Raw genomic sequence first — 17,732 nt, 5'->3', positions numbered from 1 at the left:
TTGCTATTATTTTCTTAGGGGAATATATTTCAAATTTAAATTGGTTGCCTGAAAAAATGATTTTGTATTTAGGTTGGATTCTCCTATTTTTCTCCCAATCTAATTAAAAACTATTAAATTATGAACGTGAAATAAGCTATCCTAACTCCGAACACCTATTACAAACAGAACCTTTATTAAAGCCTTTTAGGCAATCTTTTTATTCTCAATTATTACTATAATGACTCAAAAAAATCGTGTTTTTTTTGGGGCAAAATCCTTGTCGTTGCTTGCGATGTGCTTATTGATGAGCTCACCGGAAGTCTTCGCCGAAAAAGGAAATTTTGCCCATTCAGCTGTTGCTGTTCGGCAACAAAGTATTTCAGGATCTGTTAAAGATGATGCGGGGAACCCTATTGTAGGTGCTACAGTGCTCGTTAAAGGGACAACAAGAGCAACTAGTACCGATGCCAAGGGAGAATTTTCGATCACTGCCAATAATGGTGACATCATTATTATCCGAAACCTAGGTTATCTGACCCAAGAAGTTACGGTATCAAATGCCCAAAATATCAATATTTCCCTAGCACCTGATAATGCTAATATTGATGAGGTAGTGGTAGTGGGATACGGTACCCAAAAACGTGCTAATATTACTTCGGCAATCTCCACCGTAAATGGTGATGCACTAAAAAATGTCTCTCCTTCCAACCTTTCCAATGCCATCGCCGGTCGTGCACCTGGTGTTAAGGTAACTGGAACATCTGGCCTTTCGGGAGCTACCTCTAAAATCAGATTTAGAGGTAGTTTTGCTGAACCTTTGTTCGTTATTGATGGAATTGTACGCGATAAAGCCGCATTCGACGCTCTAGAGGCCAATGAGGTGGATCAGATGTCTTTCTTAAAGGATGCTGGTGCAGCTGCGGTTTATGGTACCCGTGCGGGTAATGGTGTTGTAATTGTGACCACTAAAAAAGGAACGGTTAAAAAGCCTGAATTCAATATCCAAAGCAATGTGGCCATCAGTAACCCGACGATGACACCGCTGGCCGATTTAACTACCGCTACAGATGAATTAACCTATCAAAATAGGGTTGCCGAATTTCAAGGTTTACCAATCCCCAATGGTGAGGAGGAATTTGCTTACTTCAAGGATAAAAGTTATAGTGTAAACGATGTGATCTGGAGAAATCCTGTCAGCCATAGGCAGTCAATTTCCGTTTCTGGAGGTAGTGATAAAATTACCTATTACAATTTGCTGAGCTTTAGAAATGAAAATGGTTCCTATAAATCGGTAGACCATCAGAAATTCAATTTAAGGTCCAATGTTTCAGCGAATATTACCGATGCCTTCAGTATCGATATGAATATTTCTGCAAACCAGCAGAACTCCAATCGTTTCTATTGGCCTTTCAGTACCTCATCAAATGATGATGATTTTGATGTTTCCGATTTTTATCGCGTAACTTTCAACTGGCCAAAAATGTATCCCTTCTATTTGACCCAAGATGGTACACCTAGTAATGAACCAACGGAATATCCGGTACAGACGCCAATGGGTAGCTGGCAGGCTTGGAACGTAATCGATCAGGTGATCGGCGATCGTTATATCGATCGTAAGGTGAGGCAGATCAACCCAATTCTTTCCTTGAACCTGAAACTGGATAAACTGGTTCCTGGTCTATCAACGAAATTTGTTGGTAGCTATATCGCTGAAGATTATCTGCGTAAGCGCTATATGAGTTTCCAAAAGAACTATACTTTCACTTCTTTGGATCCAGATGGAAACCCTTTTATCCCTGCGCCACCTTCGGAAGATAGGATAAACGTCTTCACCTTCAGTCAGCAAAATCCATTTATGGATTATTATACCCAACGTAAATGGGAATACCAGATGAACTTCTTCATCAATTATATGCAGACTTTTGGAAAGCATGATGTAGGTGCGACTTTGGTATTTGAACAAGGTGAAAAAGGATACACCAATATCACCTCCACTGCACAAAGCCCAATCACTGCACTGGATCAAATGCATGTCTACCCAACTGACCGCAATTTTAGGTATACCAATGGTCTGGAAGGAATTGATGCAAGGCAATCCATTATTGGTCGTTTCAACTATGCTTATGGTAGTAAATACTTAGCTGAAGCTTCTTTCCGTTATGACGGAGCGGCTTTGTTTCCTGAGCAAAAAAGATTCGGTTTCTTCCCTTCGATTTCTGCAGCATGGAGAATTTCTGAAGAAGAGTTCTTCGCTGGAATCAAGGATAAATTCTCCGACTTGAAACTTCGATTTGCTTATGGTGCTACCGGTAACTATTTGGATGTGAATGGAAATGCAATCAATCCATTCTCTTTTGCTGAGAAATATGCAACGACTACTGGTTTTATATTCGGTGATCGATACTACAATGGTTTGGCTTATGGCTCAACCCCTAACCCCAACATTACCTGGACAAGGTCAGAAAGCTACAACTTAGGTTTGGATTACGGATTCATCAACAACAAATTGAATGGTTCCATTGAGGTCTTCAAACGTGCTGAAACTAATATCTTAGGTCCTAGAACCGTATTGTTGCCGGATACTTATGGTCGCGCCTTGGCGCCTGAAAACTATGCTGCGAGAAGCTATAAAGGTGGTGAGGTTTCTGTAAACTGGAATGACAGAATAGGCGAGGTTGCTTATGGCATTTCTGGAAATTTAGGATATGCCGTTGATCAATGGGATATTTTCGATGAACCTGCTGCTTATGCAGAAGGCGGACTTGAACATTTCAGATCCAGGATCGGTAGACCTAACAACGTAATCTATGGATTAAATTCATTAGGGTTGGTGCGTACGCAAGCCCAATTGGATGATTTATTGGCCAAGGGATTCAAAACTTATGGGAGGGATCCTTATTTAGGAATGATCTTATATGAAGATATCCGTGGACAGGGTTATTCTGATACCCCAGATGGAAAGATCGATGGAAATGACGTTACCTTATTGTCGACCAACAATTCTCCAAGATGGGATTATGGATTAGGTTTGAACGCTTCATGGAAAGGAATTTCCATCAATGCCCTGTTCCAAGGGGTGTTTAATTACGACCGTATGATCTCCAATCAAGAGGGTGGCGGTATGCGTCAACATGGTGGAACTTTCCGTCCTTATTACCCGATTTGGGCAGATGATGTATGGACTCCAGAAAATCCAAATGCACAGTATCCGAGACCTATCGGTTATAACTGGGCAGAGTCGGGTACGAACCCTTCTAGCTTTTGGATGCGTAGCGGAGCCTTCTTCAGATTGAAAGACCTCAATGTTGCTTACCAATTGCCAACGAGCTTCACTGAAAAAATCAAAATGAACAGTATCAATTTGTTCTTCAATGGTACTAACCTTTTTGTTTTCTCACCAATGACCGAGTTTCATGATCCTGAACAATTGAATTATGACTCATACCCATTAATGAAAACATTCACCTTTGGCTTGGACATTAAATTTTAACCGGAACTGAATCATGAAAAAAATATTATTAGTAGCACTAGGACTATCAACCATTTTTACTTCCTGTAAAAATGTGTTGGATATCGAAGATCTCCAATCCTTGGATGAAGAAAAGGTTTGGAAAGACCCGAATTTAGTTAACGCATACATGGCAAACCTTTATACCGTTTTTGGTAATTGGAGTGCCGGTGCAGATGTATATAGTGAACAATTGGTGGGTGTTCCTTTCCAATTGAATACCATATCGCCGACTGCAGGCGGTTTCAAAACATGGGACTATACCAATATCCGTAAGATCAATACCGCAATCCAAAAAGTTCAGGAAAGCAGCAGCTTGAGTCAAGAGGTGAAAAACAGCACCTTGGGTGAAGCTTATTTCTTAAGGGCATTTGTTTACTTTGATATGGTCAGGCTTTATGGCGGTATTCCTTACATAACCGTACCGCAGGACCAAGCGACAGATGATTTAAATTCGCCGAGAAATTCCACAAAAGAGTCTTTCGAGCTTTTGGTAAAAGATTTAGATGAAGCCATTAAATTGCTTCCTCAAACGATCGAAAAATCATCATCAAACTATGGTAGAATTGATGGTAACTTTGCTGCGGCCTTTAAAGCAAAAGTATTGCTTTACAAAGCTTCCCCTCAATTCAACCCTTCCAATCCCTATAATAATGCATATTGGAAAGAAGCCAATGCAGCCAATAAAGCTGCTTATGACCAATTGATCAAAAACAATTATGCCCTGACACCTGATTATGCAAACATCACCCTGCAAGAAAAAGGTCCAGAGGTCGTATTCGCAGTAATCAATACCTATCCTAATAAGGTTGCTGCTTGGGATTATGGTGTGCGTCCAGGTTCAGAAAGCCGTGGCCCTGCCGGGTCGGTTCCAACCTGGGATTTTGTAAAAGAATTCCCGATGAAAGATGGTAAGCTCTATTCAGATCCTTCCGGCAAATACTTTAAATCGGATGATGATTTCTTGCAATCCTATTGGATGAATAGAGATCCAAGATTTGAAAAATCCATTGTTTGGAACGGCAAGTTGTATGAAGTTTCTGGAAAAGCTGGCAAACGCCAATATACCTCCCTAGGTATTGCTGATGCCCTTGACAACTTTGGTATCAATCCTGCTGCAGGTATCAACTCAACAAATCAAGACCGTTACAGTGGATTCTTTATCTTAAAGAACAGTAAACTGTCCCTAAAACAAACGGAAGTGGAAACCCAATACGATGTAGATTTTGTATTGATGCGTCTGGCGGAAGTGATGTTGAACTATGCAGAAACTGCTAACGAAACCGGTGATCTAGGTACAGCACAGGATATGTTGAGCCAATTGAGGAAACGTGCCGGAATCGAGGCTGGTACCGATGGAAAATACGGTATCACTGCGACTAACCGCGATCAAATGCGCGAAGCTATCTTGGCAGAAAGAAACATTGAACTTTGTTTCGAAGGACACCGTTTCTGGGATCTGAGAAGAAGCCGGAAATTGAATACCTTAGATAAAGGAACCAAATTTGGTGTAGAAGCCATCGCTATCGAAGCAAATGGAGCTGAAATGGATATCAAACAGGCAAATACCTTGGCCAAAACTTATCAGTTGAAGGAAGCTAATTTCAAGTACAGCATTCTTCAAGTTCCGAAAAATGGAGTTAAGGTTAGTGAAGTACCTGATACGTATTATTTCTTCCCAATCCAACAATCTATTATTGACAGAAACCCTAAGGTGCTGCAAAATAAAGACTGGGGTGGGGAGTTCAATCCTAGCATGGAATAAGGAAATCATTTATTGGAGAAAGGGCTGCCCATTTGGGTAGCCCTTTCTTTATTGGTTGATTTTATTAGAAATTATCATCCTATTTTATGGTTTTTATTTTGACCTGATTCGAGAATCATTCGAGACATATTCGAGAATAATTCTATCCAGTTCGAAACTTTTGGAACTTGCCCCGAATATGTCTCGAATAAGGCCTAGTTTTCCTTCAGATTTATTCAGGTTGATTCATCCTGTAAAATTAAATTTTGCTCATTAGGATTAGGTTAATAAATAACTTTTAGAGCCAAAGTTTTTAGTTTATGCAAAAATTACTTTCAACAAGTTGTTGATTAATAGATTATTTATTTTGGACTTGGTTAATTTCTTAGTAGATTTAATTATGCCAATTGAACTGAAACACCTCTGGCAATTTTATAAGCCAATTCTATTCATCAACCTGGTGTTGAGTCTTGCAATGAGCATTCAATATTTTGGCTACTTTCCCTTTGTGTTTATGACCGTTGGCTACTTAGCCTCGGCGGCATTGGTTCGATTTTTTGAAGGCAATACCAAATACCTGTTTTTTAATCTGGGATTATCCCGCAAGCACTTGGTCGTATATACCTTCCTAGCCAATCTTTTGATTTCCTTCCTCCTCATTATCATCATGCATTATGGATACAAAGGATAAAGAATTATTTGTGGACTCGGTGCAGTTCAGTTATACTGATAACAATCAGTTGCTGACAGGGGGCTATCTGGGATTGAAAGTAGGCGATATTATCGGACTACTAGGTCGCAATGGGACTGGGAAATCGACTCTCATGAAAATTATTTTTGGATCCTTGCGAGCCCACAATGCATATATCAGGGTAAATGGTCATAAAGTGAGTCAGGCTTTCCCGACCAGGGAAGTTTGTTATCTTCCCCAAGATAGCTTTTTGCCCACTTCCTTTCGAGTAAAGAAAGCCATTGAATTTATGCTATCCGATAAAGAGAGCCGGGCGAAAGTTGAAAGCGATGAGTTGATCATGCCTATCCTGAACAATAAGATTGCGGACTTGGCAGGAGGAGAGTTACGCTATTTAGAAATCATGCTATTAATCGAACAGAAAGCAACATTTATTTTATTGGATGAGCCATTTTCTGGCATATCGCCCATTCTAAAGGAGAAAATCCAGGAGGTATTGGTTGAAAAATCCAAAATCAAAGGTTTATTGATTTCTGACCATGATTATATGAACGTATTAGATATTGCGACCGAGTTGCTGCTTTTGGAGAATGGTGGTTGTCGAAAGATAAACCGAAAGGAAGAGTTGGAGCAATTCTATGTTCCGCTGGGGACATTTGACCGTGGAAATTCCCCAGAAAACGACAGTAAAAACAGCTTTTAAATCGTGCTTATACTCCTGTAGGCTCCTTGAAATTAGTATATTTGCTTAGCATAACCTTTAAAGATAAATTACATGTCTACAATATTGATAAAGAATGCCCATGTTGTGAATGAAGGCAGCATTAAGGTGCAGGATCTTTTTATTAAAAATGGCAGAATAGAAAAAATAGCCGATACGATTGAAACCAATGCCGACCAAACCATAAACGCTGAAGGATTACATCTTTTTCCAGGATTGATCGATGATCAAGTTCACTTTCGTGAACCGGGTCTGACCCATAAAGCGAATATCTTTACAGAAAGTAGAGCAGCGGTAGCTGGTGGTACAACATCCTTTATGGAGATGCCAAATACCGTTCCCAATACCTTGACCCAAAAGTTACTTCAGGATAAATATGATATAGCGCAGGACAATTCGCTGGCGAACTATTCCTTCTTTATGGGGGCTGCAAATGATAATTTGGATGAAGTCCTGAAAACTAATCCAAGAGACGTCTGTGGTATCAAGGTTTTTATGGGATCTTCCACGGGGAACATGTTGGTTGACAATGAAAAAGCATTGGAAGCCATCTTCAGCCAAGCGCCAACCTTAATAGCGACACATTGTGAGGATGAGGCTACCATTCAAGCGAACTTGGCCAAGTTCAAAGAGCAATATGGCGAAGATGTCAGCATTGAAATGCATCCCTTGATCCGTTCTGCCGAAGCTTGTTATCTTTCATCATCCAAGGCTGTGGAATTAGCGAAAAAGAATAATACCAGACTTCATATCCTGCATATTTCAACGGCTAAGGAAACAGCATTATTTGAAAACAATATCCCTTTGGAGCAAAAACGGATTACTGCAGAAGCCTGTATCCACCATCTTTGGTTTTCTGATGCTGATTACAAAACAAAGGGCAATTTCATAAAATGGAATCCCGCAGTCAAAACTGCAGCCGATCGTGATGCTATTCTTGAGGCCGTATTGGATGGACATATTGATGTTATTGCAACAGACCATGCTCCTCATACTTTTGAGGAAAAATCTCAATCCTATTTACAGGCACCATCTGGTGGTCCATTGGTACAGCATGCCTTACAGGCGCTATTGGATCTGGTAAAACAAGGAAAGATGACCTTGGAGCAAATGGTCCAGAAAACGGCCCATAATACAGCGATTTTGTTCCAAATTGAACAGCGAGGCTATATCCGTGAAGGATATTGGGCAGATTTAGTTTTGGTTGACTTAAACAAACCATATACGGTAACTAAGGAGAATATTTTATCCAAATGTGGATGGTCTCCTTTCGAAAACCATACCTTTACATCAACCATTGAACATACGCTTGTTTCTGGATTATTGGCCTATACAGATGGCAAGATACAAGAGGTAGGTTCAGGACATCGTTTACTTTTCAATCGTTAACCTATGGATAAACGTTCATTTATTAAATCATTGGGGATAGGTTTAGCCGCCATTCCTTTGTTTGGAAAATCAGAGGCCATGGCCGTAGCTAATCAGATCCAGCCTTTGCTAAAAGGGAAGGTCTTAAAAGCCGGAGACACTATTGGTATCATTGCCCCTGCGAGTGCCGTTACTGGGGAAGATTCCATCACCCAGACAAGAGAGGTTCTCGAATATTTTGGTTTCAAGGTAAAAGAAGGGAAATATATCCGCGAACGTTATGGCAATTTAGCTGGTACGGATGATCAACGATTGGAGGACCTGCATAATATGTTTGCGGATAAATCTGTCGCAGGTATTTTATGTATCCGTGGGGGAGCTGGTGCTTCCCGGTTGTTGAAACGTATAGATTATGATATGGTCGCTAAGAATCCTAAAGCCTTATTGGGCTACAGTGATATCACGGCGTTGATTATGGCTTTCCAAGCCAAAATTGGCATGGTTACCTTCCATGGTCCTGTAGGGACGAGTACATGGAGTAACTTTGTCGCGAAGACCTTTACCGACCAATTCGTGGATAACAAATTGGTAAGCTATAGCAACCCTGCGAAAAAAGGAGATGATATCATTCAATATAAAGATAGAATAACGACCATTAATCCAGGAGTTGCAGAAGGAAAGTTATTAGGGGGCAATTTAACCTTGATTTCAGGCCTTTGTGGATCTGAATTTTTGCCAGATTTCAAGGACAGCATCTTGTTTCTGGAAGAAATCAACGAGTCTCCAGAAAAGGTGGACCGTATGTTCTGCCAGTTGATGAATGCTGGTATTCTTTCGCAAATCAAAGGATTTGTTTTTGGCAAATGTACCGATTGTTCTCCCTCAGGTGGTTATGGTTCCTTAAATCTTGACCAGATCCTAAGGGATTTTATAAAGCCATTGAATATACCATCCTATTCTGGTGCGGTAATTGGACATATCAATGATCAGTTCTTGCTGCCCGTTGGAGTTAGAGCTAGAATAGATGCCAATAAGGGTACAATAGAAATTTTAGAGAAAGCGTTAGTATAGTATGAAATTTTTTGTCATTTCCTTAGGCCTTTTGGCCGCAACAACTTGCAGTAATCCATTTTCAGGATCCTCTAATGGTAATATTCCAGGTTATAACCTGGATACTGCACAAATGAATAAGATTCATTCAACCTATAAAGAATCCGCACTTTTTTCAAGACGATTTAAACATAAAGACGTTGACTCCCTGTTGCAACTGCATAAGAAAAGCAATGTTTTTAAGATCTCTGAAATTGGTAAATCGGTTGAAGGTCGTTCGATCAATGAGTTGGAATATGGAAATGGTGACAAAAAAGTAATGCTCTGGTCGCAGATGCATGGCGATGAACCGACAGCTACCATGGCCTTGTTTGACCTGTTTAATTTCTTGGAAGGTAAGGATGATGGTTTTGATAGCGTCAGGACCTTGCTGAAAGATCAATTGAATATTCACTTCATACCCATGTTGAACCCTGATGGTGCAGAGCGATATCTTCGGAGGAATGCGCAGAGTATTGACCTCAATAGGGATGCCAGAGCTGGACAGACAGTTGAAGGCGCACTGTTAAAAGCACGTGCTAAGGAAATAAAACCTCGCTATGGTTTCAATCTGCATGATCAGAATATTTATTACAATGTTCCAGGTACGAAGAATCCAGTGACCATCTCCTTATTGGCCCCCGCCTATAATACAGAGCGTGAGATCAATGAGGTTCGAGAGGGAGCGATGCAGATCATTGTGGGAATGAATAAAGTCCTGCAGCAATATATTCCAGATGCGGTTGCGAAATATGATGATACCTATACCCCACGAGGGTTTGGAGATAACTTCCAATCTTGGGGTGCAAGTACCGTATTAATTGAGTCGGGAGGCTTAAAAGGTGACCCTGAGAAACAAGAAATCCGGAAATTGAATTTCGTGATCATTCTAAATGCATTGATGGAAATAGCCCAAGGAACCTATGAAAACTATGATGCCAAAGGTTATGAAGATATCCCATTCAACGCAAGCAATATGCATGATATCGTCATTCGTGGTTTGGAATTCGGATCAGATTCTATTCCATTGAAAAGTGATATCGCTATCAGACGCAGTGAAACGACAGATGGCAGGGATTTCTTTGTGCGGGGTAGGGTTGAGGATATAGGAGACCTTCCTGAATCTTTTGGATATGATGAAGTGGATGGAAATGGCCTTAGATTTATCCAAGGTAAAATTGCCGAAAAACCCGTTCCAACATTGGAGTCCGTTACCCCGGAAATTGCCTATGACCTCTTGAAAAAAGGATATATGGGTGTACAGGTAACAACCTTAAAACCTGAACAGGCCAGCATGTTACATAATTTACCAATCCATATTTTTGGAACCCAAGCTTTTGCAGCAACACCTTTTATAGACCTTGGTGGAACCGCCAATTTCTATATCGGTGATTCCAGCGGGACCCTAAAATACGCAGTTCTCAATGGATACCTCATAGACCTTTCCAAACCATTAAGTGAGGTTGGGCTATTGAAGAATAGGGTTTTATAGATATGAGATGGGAGATGTGAGATGGGAGATAGATAGGGTGCTATAGATGTGAGATGGGAGATATGAGATGTGAGATAGAAAGGGTGCTATAGATGTGAGATGTGAGATAAAAAGGGTCTATAGAGGTAAGATGTAGGAAATGAGATAAGATAGATTTTATAGAAATTATAAAAGGGGACCAATTTTGATCCCCTTTTTTTAGAGTTGATATTTCAATACTCAAATCTCATATCTCAATACCTCGTAGAGTTAATATCTCAATACTCAAATCTCAAATCTCAATACTCCCTTACGGTTTATCCCACCATAGCTCGGTACTCAATGGTACTTCAGCTGGTACATTGGATCCGTTTTCGGTGATTTCATCAGCAGGGTAAGCTACTCTGCGTATAAATTTGTCGCCTAATACGGCGCCGATCGGTAGTTTGAAGTCTTTGTACTTGTAATCGAAGCGGCGTACATCGTTCCATGCTTCAGCATTGAGGTAGGTGACGATGTATTTTTCGCGGAAAATGTCCAATAGCGTTAGGTTTGCCTGTCCTACGGAGATTGCCGTAATGTATTTTGTGGCATCTTCAGCAGGAACACCTAATTTATCCATACTGGCTTTGACACCGGCAAGGAAAGCAGCATAAGCTACAGGTTTGTTATTGTCTCTAAATGCGGCTTCTGCTTCAATGAATTTTACTTCAGCATAAGTCAAGATCATCAATGGAGAAGATTCACTGCTTACAGGTGATTTGGAACTGATATAACATTCATCGCGAACCGTATTGGCAGCACCTACGTTACCTTGACCGCTTATTGTACCTACATAAACGCCATGAACTGTTTTTTCTGTGATCTTGGAAATTCTTGGGTCTACAATTCCGTAAGTTTTACCATTCATTTGATCAATGAAATTACTTCCTAACCAGCCGTCCAAGTTGTTCAATAGGTTGCTGATCGAGATGGATGCCCATGGATTTACACCATCAAAGGTAGACATACCAATATCTTCAGCATTGGATTGTAATGAAGCTTGGGCAGCTGCCAAAACTTGTTTTGGATTGTATGCAGCTTTCTTGCTTATCTTGTTCAGGACGCGGGCTTTTAATCCGTTGGTCAGTTTGATCCATTTGTCTAGGTCTGCGCCACATAAAAGATCATCCTTGGCACTCAGCTCTTGGGTAGCATCCGTTTTTTTGAAATTCTCCAAAGCTTTATTGATAAGGTCGACCTGCGCTTTATATAAGTCTTCTTCGGAGTCAAAAGGAACGGTAAGGGTTTCTTCTTTTCCAAAGGCCTTGCTGAAAGGAACAGAGCCCCAAGTATCAGCGACCAAGGCCAATTGATACGCTGTCAAAGCTTGTGCGACAGCAAGGTGATGCGAAGCTCCAGCTTCTTCCGATTTGACCATAAAGTCATACAGGTCTGCTAAAGAATAAAAAAGGTTGTTCCAAGTTGAGGAGTTATTGGTGATCTGGTAAGTATCTGTATCCGAACCACCAGAAGGGCTCGCGAAATATTGCGAGTACTGATTGTTGAAATATGCAATCCTATAGTTGTTGAATGCAGCCTTATGCGTAGCTGTAGTCAATAGGGCGTTCAAAGGCGGGGTTTGAACCAAGTTAGGGTTATCGGTCATTTCGAAATAGTCCTTGCAACTGTTCAAGGAGAACAGGGCTAGGGCCAATAAGGAAATTTTACCTATTTTGATGAATTTGTTCATGATCTTAAGAATTAAAAGCCAACATTTAAGCTAAATAAGAAGCTTCTGACAGCAGGGTAAGTCATCCCTGCAAAACCTTCGATATTCGATCCACTTGCCGTGGTTGAGTTTTCAGGGTCATATCCTGAATACTTTGTCCAAAGGGCAAGATTGTTTCCAATCAAAGAAACTCTAGCGTTCTTAACAAACTTGTTTTCTAACCATTGTTGTGGTAAGCTATAGCCAATGGATACAGATCGTAATCTTAACCATGAAGCATCTTCCACAAAGAATTGGGAGTTTCCACGGAAGTTATCTCGGTAATAACCATTCCCATAATCTACACCATTTTTAGGGTCTTTTCCTTGGCCTAACCATACCTCTTTTGTGTTCTTTGACCCGTCAGCCAATACACCATCAAATACTTTGTAGTCATTTCGGTCTTCTGTATAATCAGCCTCTCCGAATGCAGCCATAAAGTTTCCTAATTGGTTGTAACGGTATTGCCCCACACGTGCATCGACCAATACATTTAAAGATAGGCTCTTGTAATTGAAGGTGTTGTTCCAGCCGCCAACCCAGCTTGGTTGAACATTGCCTAATTTCTTAGGAACTGAGGTTGATTCCAATACAGGGAAACCATTTGCACCGATCAATAGAGGACGGCTCTCGTCGTATTCACGGGTTTTATCCAAGCCCTGAGCGATTTCATCAGGAGTATAGTAACGCTTGTACGTTCTACCATAAAGTGTACCATAGGACTCTCCTGGACGGATACGCATGGAAACGGTTGAGTTCAAGTAGCCATATTCAGAAGAAACTACAATTTCATCATCTAAATCCTCGCGGATGTACAGGATCTTGTTTCTGTTGAAGGAAAAGTTGATGTCTGAATTCCATGTGAAGTTGTCCTTCTTAACAGGTGTTGTATTTAAGGTGATCTCTAAACCTCTGTTACGGATACTACCTGCGTTAATCGAAGCGGTAACAAATCCAGTTGTTGAAGATACAGGGACTTGAATAATTTGGTCCTTACTTACCGAGTTATAGAAGTTCACATCTAATCCTAATCGAGATTGTAAGAACTTCATTTCCATCCCTACCTCATAGGTGTCGGTAAATTCAGGTTTTAATTGCGGGTCACCCAATAAGGAAGGTCTTGTAAATCCGATATAACCTGTTGGCAGGTTGGTATAAGGAGCGAAACCAGCACTGGTTGAATAAGGTGCAGCGTCTTTACCGATCTGTGCGTACGACAAGCGCAATTTGGCAAAGTTAATAGCTTCAGGCATACTGAATTGGTCTGAAAGCACATAGCTTAATGTGGCAGAAGGGTAGAAGAAAGAACGATTGTTCTTGCTCAAGGTAGAGGTGATGTCATTTCTACCTGTTAGGGTTAAGAATAGATAATCTTTGTAAGCTAGGTTCAACTCACCGAAGAAGCCCATCAATCTATATTTTTCATTGTATGTGGCCGCTTTGATGATGTTGGCATTGCCTAGATCAAACCAGTTATAAACCGTTAAATCTCCACCTTCGGTAGCTGTTCTTTTAATGAATCGGTCGTAAACATCCTGTCCAACACGTAATGTAGCATTGAGGTCATCGTTGAAATCATGTTTGAAGGTTGCAATGAAAGTACTGGTCAATGCCCTGAAATTATTGTTGTAGACATTATAAAATCCGCGTCCATCAGCACCCTCAACACCATTATCATAAACTAAACGCTCATCTGCCAGTCCTTGGTAACCAATAGCTGTTCCTTCGCGATTATCCCTATAGGCGTCAATACCTACGCGGTACATCAAATCCACCCATTTTGCTGGAGAATAGGTTAGGTCAAAACCTCCAATTACGCGTAATACATCGTCTTTAAATCTGTTGGTATGTGCGACATAGATAGGGTTGTCGGTTTCACCGTAAGATTTCATGGTTCCATTTTCCATGAGGTAATCCCTTACATTGTATCTTGGGGTCCAATAGATCAACTGCTCGGCATAGCGATTGGCATTTCCGCGGTAACCTCCTGAGTTGGTCACTGCAAGGGAAGAACCACCTTTTAATTTTTCACTTAAGGTGAAATTAGTGTTCAATCGAGCTTGATAATTTTTAAAATCTGTTGCTGGTAGTACCCCATTATGTTTCAATTGGGATACAGACGTTAAAAAACTGAATTTTTCAGATCCTCCGGAGAAACTTAAGGAGTTCCGGAATTGGTTTCCGGTTTCGAATGCCTCTTCAAAAGGTTTGTATAGTGTAGTTGGATGCGTAGGGTCTACTTTAATAGCTTCAGCTACCGTAGGTCCCCAAGCAGGCCAGAAATCATCTTTATCATAAACACCTTTCCATCCTTGGGTATAGGTGTCCTGCATTTTAGGGAATTTGTTGACATTTTCAAAACCAACTGTTCCTTGATAATCAATTTTCAAAGAACCAGCTTTACCACTCTTTGTAGTAATGATGACAACACCATTTGCACCACGAAGTCCATAAAGTGCGGTGGCGGCTCCACCTTTAAGGATATTGATGGTTTCAATATCATCAGGGTTGATATCCACTGAACGGTTACTCATACCACGTACTTCGGCACCACCTTGTGTAGAGGTCGAGTTATCCATTAGGATACCGTCGATTACGAAAAGAGGTTGATTATCGCGGGTAGGGTCGATGGAGTTAATACCTCGGATTTGGATATTTGCACCTTGACCAGGCGCACCACCGGTAGAGCTGATGGTCGCACCGGCTATTTTACCTTGTAATGCATTGACCAAGTTGGGTTGTTTGTTGGAGTTCAAAGTGGCACTGTTCACACTTTGGGCGCCATATCCTAGCGATTTTTCACTTCTTTGGATACCTAGAGCTGTCACTACAACTTCATCGATTTCACTGTCATCGTGTTGAAGTTGAATGGAAATGTTCGTTCTTCCGCTGATAGGGACTTCCAAAGGAGCGTATCCTACAGCACGGATTAACAGCGTTCCGCTGCTTGGTGCATTCAAAGTAAACAATCCGCTCTCATTACTGGAAGTACCTTGCTGTGTGCCTTTTACAAAAATGGAGGCCCCAACAATGGGTTCACCTTCGGCGTTGGTCACCTTTCCAGCTATGGACAATTGTTGCGCGGAGAGCATCTGAATGGAACATAATGATGCAACCGCAATTGATAAGCAAGTTGGTAAATTCATCTTTAGAGTTATTGGTTATTAGATAAACGAATATAACGGATTCATGTTAAAAACAATGAAAAATTTGCAAAAAAATGCAAAGGACATTATTGTTAAGTTACTCTATTTGCGAAATATTGAGGGATTTGTTAAAAACCTTGCGTTTTTGTGAAGATTTTGCTAAAAAAGAGAAATAAATAATGAATATTTATAGGATGTGGAAAGAGGATAGGGTTTTGTTTGTAAAGGGCTTCCTTCGGAAGGTGAAATGCTTGTTTTACTCACTGCCAATGCAGAATTCTTGCAATAAAGAGAACCCTAGAAGGGTTCAATTAATTTAGCAATCCCATCGCACAGGGCAACGGCATTCTTTCCATTTTTCCGCCATTGAAATGAGCCGGTTGCTAAGGGGCTTCCTTTGGAAGGTGAAATGTTTGTTTCTAGAACCCACAGCGTGGATGAAATCTTTTTAGGAATTTAAACCGTTTTACGGCCAACCCCCAGCGGGGTGACATGTTTTTCAATAAATCTTCTAAAAAAAAACAGTTCTTTCGCTGTGCTCAAGATGACCACGACCCACAAAAAATTAAAGAATAGATTCTTCGTTTCACTCTGAATCCCTCTTTAGTGCATTTGCAATTCTATACGATCAATGGAGAATCTGTACGCCAATTCAATATTAGTTTTCTTAAATTTTGAAAATTCGCATCCGAGATGCTTCGTTACACAACATGAACACAGAAACCTAGACTTAATGACATTGCTCATTCATTTTGGGTCAAAAAAAGGCGGTCAATCTGACCGCCTGATGTTGTATAATAATTGGTTCTTAATATCCTGGGTTCTGCTGTGCTTCAAGACCTGGATTTGCATTGATTTCCACTTGTGGAATAGGGAGAATGGTTTTGAAGAAAGTCCTGTTGATGGATTTTTGTCTATGTGACATGGTAACTCCAACATGTTCATCATTGAAGGTGATCGTTTTATTTGTACGGATCATATCCCAATAACGTTGACCTTCGCCGTAAAGCTCCTTGCTCTTTTCATCCAAGATCATGGCTTCTGTAACAGTTGCAGCCGTTGCTGCTGCCAATTCAGGAGCACGTTTGCGGATTTCGTTCAGGTAGTTCGCCGCTTTAGCTTTGTCAGGAGATGGTTTTTTCAATGCTGATTCGGCCGCATTTAAATAGACTTCAGATAAACGGGCTACTTTAATATTGACAGCCGTATAAGTATCCTTGCCATCTCCATCTTTTTCAACTGAGCCTACGTACTTATAACATGCTGCCTGACGGTCCAATTCATCTTTGGTGAATATTCCCCAACGCACATCATCTTCATCTTGTCCTAAACGTGATAAGAAATAGTCTGAAGCTGTGAAATTACCAAGTGCATTGTTATCCTTATTCTTCAAATAATAGAAACCCAAGGATGCGGACCCTAAATCGCCTTGATCTTTGGCTAAGGTGATTTCAAAAATCGACTCTTTGCCAAATTGATTTGCCCAAGAAGGTACCCATTCGCTGTTGGAGTATAAGGAGTAAACCTTGGAGTCAATGACTTCTTCGGCTGCAGCCAAAGCTTTGTCAAAATCTCCCATGGTCATGTAGACCCTAGAAAGGATAACCCTATTTGCATAGTAATTTATGTAACCATTTGCCTTTGTTTTAGGAAGCAACTCTGCCGCAGCAGTTAGATCCTTTATGATCTGCCCATACACTTCAGAAACTTTATTACGCAAGGGTTGAGCAGAGGTACTTAATGCTTCAGTAACAATAGGAACCCCTAATGCATTCGGGTCTTGTGTATAGGTTTTACCGTAAAGTTTGACCAATTCAAAATGTAATAAGGCACGGATGGTCAAAGCTTGACCTTCAAAATTATTGAAATCCAGTTCAGTTCCGGCTGCTTGGAGGTCATCAATACTTTTGATGATATTGTTTGCTTGCATGATGGCATTATAACCATCGGCCCAGAAATCAGAATAGTTGTTGTTATTGACGGAGTGGTTGAATACATATAATGCATCCAGCCCGCGCCCTTGGGAGACAATGGTAAGATCACCTCCTTTTGCATCTCCGTAGAGTATTAAGTTTCGGCCAAATAAGCTTGATTTTACAATCTGTCTTGTCAAACCATTGATCATCACCTTCGCATCGGCAACTGTTTGAATGGTTACACTGGAATCGGTGGAGTTGGTTGGTTTTACATCCAAGAAATCCTTGCAAGAAAACAACGATAAACTTGCAAGTGCTATGATAAATAATGAATTCTTTTTCATGA

Annotated in this window: 10 protein-coding genes; 7 read left to right on the top strand and 3 right to left on the bottom strand. The window is 40.7% G+C overall.

The window, feature by feature from the left end; genetic code table 11:
• Positions 1-220: 220 nt before the first annotated feature.
• The 7 genes from ACWIB3_RS08010 to ACWIB3_RS07980 all read left to right on the top strand — a co-directional run bounded on the left by ACWIB3_RS08010 (position 221) and on the right by ACWIB3_RS07980 (position 10,595).
• On the top strand, positions 221-3,472 hold the full coding sequence (locus ACWIB3_RS08010) for a SusC/RagA family TonB-linked outer membrane protein (protein ID WP_185210590.1): 3,252 nt from the start codon (positions 221-223) through the stop codon (positions 3,470-3,472).
• A gap of 13 nt (positions 3,473-3,485) precedes the next feature.
• Positions 3,486-5,255: a RagB/SusD family nutrient uptake outer membrane protein gene (locus ACWIB3_RS08005; RefSeq protein ID WP_454291323.1), complete on the top strand. Its 1,770-nt coding sequence runs from the start codon at positions 3,486-3,488 to the stop codon at positions 5,253-5,255.
• Positions 5,256-5,634: 379 nt separating this feature from the next.
• Positions 5,635-5,925, top strand: coding sequence for a hypothetical protein (locus ACWIB3_RS08000; protein WP_185210587.1), 291 nt, complete (start codon positions 5,635-5,637; stop codon positions 5,923-5,925).
• Entirely contained in the window at positions 5,909-6,628 is a 720-nt protein-coding gene (locus tag ACWIB3_RS07995) for an ATP-binding cassette domain-containing protein (RefSeq protein WP_185210586.1), read from the top strand. Before ACWIB3_RS08000 ends, ACWIB3_RS07995 begins: the two co-directional genes overlap by 17 nt.
• A gap of 72 nt (positions 6,629-6,700) precedes the next feature.
• Positions 6,701-8,035, top strand: coding sequence for a dihydroorotase (locus ACWIB3_RS07990; RefSeq protein ID WP_185210585.1), 1,335 nt, complete (start codon positions 6,701-6,703; stop codon positions 8,033-8,035).
• Between the two features lie 3 nt (positions 8,036-8,038).
• Positions 8,039-9,085: a S66 peptidase family protein gene (locus ACWIB3_RS07985; protein WP_313190295.1), complete on the top strand. Its 1,047-nt coding sequence runs from the start codon at positions 8,039-8,041 to the stop codon at positions 9,083-9,085.
• A gap of 1 nt (position 9,086) precedes the next feature.
• Positions 9,087-10,595, top strand: a complete 1,509-nt coding sequence (locus tag ACWIB3_RS07980) for a M14 family zinc carboxypeptidase (RefSeq protein ID WP_454291322.1) — start codon at positions 9,087-9,089, stop codon at positions 10,593-10,595.
• Positions 10,596-10,884: 289 nt separating this feature from the next.
• Here the strand turns inward: ACWIB3_RS07980 and ACWIB3_RS07975 are convergent, their stop codons facing one another.
• The 3 genes from ACWIB3_RS07975 to ACWIB3_RS07965 all read right to left on the bottom strand — a co-directional run bounded on the left by ACWIB3_RS07975 (position 10,885) and on the right by ACWIB3_RS07965 (position 17,730).
• Positions 10,885-12,306 (bottom strand): SusD/RagB family nutrient-binding outer membrane lipoprotein, encoded by a 1,422-nt coding sequence (locus ACWIB3_RS07975; RefSeq protein WP_185210582.1) that lies wholly within the window; start codon positions 12,304-12,306, stop codon positions 10,885-10,887.
• An 11-nt stretch (positions 12,307-12,317) separates the two neighbouring features.
• Positions 12,318-15,470: a SusC/RagA family TonB-linked outer membrane protein gene (locus ACWIB3_RS07970; protein WP_185210580.1), complete on the bottom strand. Its 3,153-nt coding sequence runs from the start codon at positions 15,468-15,470 to the stop codon at positions 12,318-12,320.
• An 808-nt stretch (positions 15,471-16,278) separates the two neighbouring features.
• Positions 16,279-17,730, bottom strand: coding sequence for a RagB/SusD family nutrient uptake outer membrane protein (locus ACWIB3_RS07965; RefSeq protein WP_454291321.1), 1,452 nt, complete (start codon positions 17,728-17,730; stop codon positions 16,279-16,281).
• Between the last annotated feature and the right edge of the window lie 2 nt (positions 17,731-17,732).

The sequence above is a fragment of the Sphingobacterium sp. NPDC055431 genome (assembly GCF_053644255.1).
The sequence above is the reverse complement of the archived record's forward strand: the minus strand, read 5'-3'. Positions and strand labels throughout refer to the sequence as shown.